The sequence below is a fragment of the Micrococcus sp. LASM2_SD2 genome, assembly GCF_057364565.1.
In genome coordinates this window covers 1-5,219 of sequence record NZ_JBNFOB010000177.1, presented here as the reverse complement: position 1 = coordinate 5,219, position 5,219 = coordinate 1, and the positions used below count along the sequence as shown (strand labels likewise).

General features: G+C 73.2%; 2 protein-coding genes and 3 pseudogenes. All 5 read right to left on the bottom strand.

All coding sequences use genetic code 11. The features are described from left to right. Positions 1-7: 7 nt before the first annotated feature. Entirely contained in the window at positions 8-1,537 is a 1,530-nt protein-coding gene (locus tag AC2W7A_RS09280) for an AAA domain-containing protein (protein WP_485991112.1), read from the bottom strand. Positions 1,538-1,680: 143 nt separating this feature from the next. After that, positions 1,681-3,248, bottom strand: a pseudogene (guaA, locus tag AC2W7A_RS09275) (glutamine-hydrolyzing GMP synthase). A gap of 170 nt (positions 3,249-3,418) precedes the next feature. Beyond that, entirely contained in the window at positions 3,419-3,991 is a 573-nt protein-coding gene (locus tag AC2W7A_RS09270) for a DUF3817 domain-containing protein (RefSeq protein ID WP_485991113.1), read from the bottom strand. Positions 3,992-4,328: 337 nt separating this feature from the next. After that, a pseudogene (locus tag AC2W7A_RS09265) lies at positions 4,329-4,946 on the bottom strand (SURF1 family cytochrome oxidase biogenesis protein); the annotation flags it as partial. A 41-nt stretch (positions 4,947-4,987) separates the two neighbouring features. Then, positions 4,988-5,219: pseudogene (locus tag AC2W7A_RS09260) on the bottom strand (GuaB3 family IMP dehydrogenase-related protein); the annotation flags it as partial.

Sequence of the window (5,219 nt, the reverse complement as noted above, 5' to 3'; positions counted from 1 at the left end):
CCGCGGATCACGGCACGCCGGCGATCGCCAGGCGGGCCGCGAGCTCCTCGACGAGCTCGGTGGCGGCCTCAGTCTCCTGGACGTTGCGGACGCGGGCGCCGAACCAGCGGGACTGGGTGGAGGCGGCGGAGAACGCGCCGAGCTCGCCGGCGCGGACGAGCTGCTCCGCCACGGCCTGACGGTTGACGGTGGAGTCCAGGACGGAGCGCTTGAGGCGCACGGTGGTGGCCGGCGAGGGCTGCAGGGAGGTCAGTGCGGCGAGCGCCTGCATGGCCTGGTAGGGCGAGCAGCCCCAGCGCGGACGGACGTGGTGAAGCGAGGAGACGTGCTCGGACAGGCGGGCGTGGTGCTCGGCGAGCTCCTGCCGGAGCCGGTCGGTGTCCGGGGCCTGCGCCCGCTCGGCGCGGAGCACGGCCTGCACCAGGCTCCGACGCAGCGGCTCGGGGTCCGGGTGGGACGGGACGTGGAGGACGGTGTCCTCCAGGCCCACCGAGGCCAGCCGGCCGCGGACGTCGTCCAGGGCGGCGGAGCGCTCCGCCACCACCAGCACCTGCTTGCCGCCCCAGGCCAGCTGGGCGGCAAGGTTCGCGGCCGTCTGGGTCTGTCCGGTGCCGGGCGCGGCCTGGACGAGGAACGACTCCCCCGCCAGGGCATGGTCCAGCACGCGCTGCTGGGAGGGGTCCGCGTCCAGCACGTGGCGCTCGTCCGCGGCGCTGCGCTGCGCCACGGGCAGCAGCCCCGTGTCCTCGAGGCTCCGGCGGCGCGGGACCATGCCGGTGCCGGCGTCGTAGAGCGCCTGCACCACGGGCCGGTGCTCGAGGGACTCCGGCACGCGGGCGGTGTCCCCCAGGTCCGCGAACGTGGAGACGAGCAGGCGGTGCTCCACCTGGAAGTCCGTGAGGTGGCCGGCCTTCTCCTGCAGCAGGTGCAGGGCGGGGGCCGGCTCGAGGCGGGCCATGGCGTAGGCGGCGTGCCGGAAGGCGTCCGGGTCCAGCTCGATGCCGTGGTGGCGGCGGAGGTTGCGCACGAGGGCCGGGTTGAGCTCGGCCTGCTCGACGATCTGCACCTCCATCTCGTCCCGTCCCCGGGCCCCACGGCGCATGGCGGTGGCCACGCGGGCCAGCATGACCGGGGCGGAGCGGCGCTCGCGGCGGCCGTCCTCCACCGCCGTCCAGGAGGCCACACCCACAGCGAGGGCGCCCACGTTGATGCCGCGCTCCTCGGACAGCTCGCGGACCTTCGCGCGCAGGGCGAGGGACACGCTGCGTGCCTGCTCCCGCTCCTCCTCGGTGCGCAGCAGGGTGGACAGACGCGTGCGCCGGCCCAGCATGAGCTGGGACAGGCCGGAGCTGTTGCCCTGGGTGACGTCGATGCTGTTCTGCGCCGAGGGGGCGAAGCGCAGCATCGTGTCGCTCTCCGCGCCGGAGCCCAGCGAGGAGACCCAGGTGGCCGGGTCCGGGCGCTGCTCGTCGCCGGCGGTCTCGCCGGAGGCGGCGGCGCGGGCCCGGTTCAGGCGCGGGAACTGGTGCTCGGTCACGGTGGGGTCGGTCCTTCCTGGTCCACGCGGCTCAGGCGCGCAGGGTGCGAGGTCGTCGGGTCACGGTCGGCGGACGGGAATGGCCGTGCGACCGCCGCGGGCGCGGGCGTTCGGCCCGGGTCCACGGCGGTCGCTGCGGCCGCTCACTCCCACTCGATGGTTCCCGGCGGCTTGCTGGTGATGTCGAGGACGACGCGGTTGACGCCGTCGACCTCGTTGGTGATGCGGTTGGAGATGCGGGCGAGCACGTCCTCGGGGATGCGCGCCCAGTCCGCGGTCATGGCGTCCTCGGAGGTGACGGGGCGCAGCACCACCGGGTGGCCGTAGGTGCGGCCGTCGCCCTGGACGCCCACGGAGCGCACGTCCGCCAGCAGCACCACGGGGCACTGCCAGATGTGGCGGTCCAGTCCGGCGGCGGTCATCTCGGCGCGGACGATCGCATCGGCCGCGCGCAGCAGGTCCAGGCGCTCGGAGGTGACCTCGCCGATGATCCGGATGCCCAGCCCGGGCCGGGGAACGGCTGGCGCCAGACGATCTCGTCCGGCAGGCCGAGCTCGGAGCCCACGGCGCGGACCTCGTCCTTGAACAGGGCGCGCAGCGGCTCGCAGAGCTCGAACTCGATGTCGTCCGGCAGGCCGCCCACGTTGTGGTGGGACTTGATGTTCGCGGTGCCGTCGCCACCCCCGGACTCGACGACGTCCGGGTACAGGGTGCCCTGGACCAGGAACCTCACGTCCGTGGCGTGCGGGTCGTCCGCGGACTCCAGGACGATGTCCGCCTGGGCCTTCTCGAACGTGCGGATGAAGCGCTCGCCGATGACCTTGCGCTTCTGCTCCGGGTCCGTGACCCCGGCCAGCGCGGACAGGAAGTCCTCGCGGGCGTCCACCATGATCAGGCGGGCGCCGCCGGTGGACTCGCCGAAGGCCTTCTCGATCTGCGCGGACTCGTCCTGGCGCATGAGGCCGTGGTCCACGTAGACGCAGGTGAGACGGTCGCCGATGGCGCGCTGCACCAGGGCGGCGGCCACCGCGGAGTCCACGCCGCCGGACAGGCCGCAGATCGCACGGGCGTCCCCGATCTGCTCCTGGATCAGGGCGACCTGCTCGTCGATCACGTTGGCGGCAGTCCAGTCGGAGCCCAGCCCGGCCCCCTCGTGGAGGAAGTGGGAGATGACCTCCTGGCCGCGGGAGGAGTGGCCGACCTCCGGGTGCCACTGCACGCCGAAGATCCGGCGCTCGCGGTCCTCGAAGGCCGCGACCGGTGCGCCGGAGGTGGTGGCGGTGACGGCGAAGCCCTCAGGGGCCTCGGTGACGGCGTCGCCGTGGGACATCCAGACCACCTGGTCGTCGTCCTGCCCGGCGAAGAGCACGGAGTCGGACTCCAGGCTCTCCAGCCGGGTCGAGCCGTACTCGCGCGTGCCGGTCTTCGCCACGGTGCCGCCCAGCGCGTGCGCGATGGACTGGAAGCCGTAGCAGAGGCCGAGCACGGGCACGCCTGCCTCCAGCAGCGCCGGATCCAGCTGCGGGGCGCCCTCCTCGTAGACCGAGGACGGCCCGCCCGAGAGCACCAGGGCCGCAGGGTCGCGAGCCAGGATCTGGTCGGCGGGGGTCGAGGCCGGGACGACCTCGGAGTAGACATTGGCCTCGCGCACACGGCGGGCGATCAGCTGTGCGTACTGTGCGCCGAAGTCCAGCACCAGGACGGTCGGCATCACCTCGGCCAGCTCGGTGGCGTTCTCCTCAAGGGGTGCGTTGTCAGTCACCCGTCCAGGATAGTCGAGGCACCGGGGGTGGGGAGACGACGACGGCCGCGCACCAGGGCGGGTGCGCGGCGTGTCGTGGGCCTGACCGGGCGCCTGCGGGGTGCTCCGAAGGCGGTGGCTCAGTAGCGGCGGGCGGCGTCCGGGAAGCGGTGCAGCTCCGCCTCGACGTCCCGGTCGATCTTCTTCTCCACGAAGAAGGACAGGAACGGGACCACTCCGCCGCCGGCCATGAGGAACAGGCGGGACGGGGCCCAGCGCATGAAGTTCCACACGCGGAAGCCGGCGAAGAGGTACACCACGTACATCCATCCGTGGGCGATGAGGATGGCGCTGGAGAGGTTCACTCCCCCGGTGACCGAGTCCTCCGGGTGGAAGCCGAACGAGTTCTCCACGCCGTCCGCCGTGACGCCGCCGGCGAAGACCTCGTTGCCGAAGCCGTACTTGGCGATCATCTCGACCACCAGCAGGAGCAGCATGATGCCGGTGATCCAGGCGCAGGCCTTGAAGAAGGTCTTCGCGCCGCGGATCTGCTGGCGGGTGCCGGCGAAGCGGCGCGTGGTGGCCGGACGGGCCGGGGCGGGGCCGAGGTCCTCCTCGGTGATGTCCTCCGGGTCCGGCAGGGTGTCCGGGTCGACCGGCTCGCGGCGGGGGTCCTGGTCCGTGCGGTCCTGGCTGATGCGGTCCTGGCTCATGCTCACTCCTGGGGTGCGTCGGGGCGTGCGGCCCCGGGGGTGCGGTCTGCAGGTGCCTGGTCTGCGGCGGCCGGCTCGGCGGGGACCACGGTCTCCAGGCGTGGTAGGCCGCGTACGCACGGCGGGCCTCCTCCTTGGCGCGGGCTGCCTCGGCGCGGCGGCGCTCGAGCTCCTCGGCGCGCCACTGCCGCTCCCACTCCGCGTCCAGCTCGGCCTCGCGGAGGTCGCGGGCGTGGTCGTCCCGGACGAAGCGCCACCAGAGGTAGAGCGCGAAGCCGGCGAAGATGATCCACTCGACGGCGTAGAAGACGTTGAGCCAGACGATCGAGGTCTCGGAGGGCTGCGGGGCGACCCACACCGGCTCGAGTCCGCCCGGGACGGCCCCGACGCCCACGTCCTCGCCGGCCGAGTCGACCACCTCGAACGCGGCCACGAACGCGGCGTAGGAGGGCACGTCCCAGAAGTTGGTCAGTTGGGCCGCCGAGAGGCTGTCCACGAGGATCCGCCCGCCCGTGTCCGGGCCGTCCTTGACGCGTGGCATCGGACCCTCGGGAGGAAGGAGGCGGCCGGTCACGGTGACCTCGCCCTCGGGGGCCGGGTCCGCGGCGGCGGCGTCCGCTGACCAGCCGCGGACCACCGGAATGACGATGCCCTCGGGGGCGCCCTCCGGCGCCTCGTCCGGGCGGAACGCCGAGACCACCCAGTAGCCGTCCTCGCCCTGCAGGAGGCGGTTGTCCACCACCACGTCCGTCTCGGGGAGGAAGGTGCCGGAGAACTCGAGCACCTGGTCCGCCTGGGAGGCCAGCAACGGCTCCCCTGCGCCCAGGTGGCCCACCAGCGGGACGGCATTCTCCGTCTGTTCGCGCGGCGGCGGGGCGTTGGTCTCGGCGGCCTCGAACTGCCACTTCGAGAGGTAGACGAACACGCCGGACACCACGATGGTCAGCACGAGCATCAGCAGCCAGAACGGCTTGAGGGCGGTGCGCAGCACGCGGGTCAGACTCCCGCCGCAGGGTTGACGATGACCTCGACCTTCTGGAAGTCCTTCAGCTCGGTGTAGCCCGAGGTGGCCATCGCGGCCTTCAGCGCACCCATGAGGTTCGTGGTGCCGTCGGTCTGGTGGCCCGGACCCCAGACGAGCTCCTCGAGCGGGGCGGCCTGACCCACGCGGGTGCGGTGGCCGCGGGGGCAGCACCGGGTGGGCGGCCTCGCCGCCCCAGTGCCAGCC

Coding starts and splice junctions, on each gene's coding strand:
- AC2W7A_RS09270 (WP_485991113.1), bottom strand. CDS start 3,991: ATGAGCCAGGACCGCATCAGCCAGGACCGCACGGACCAGGACCCCCGC.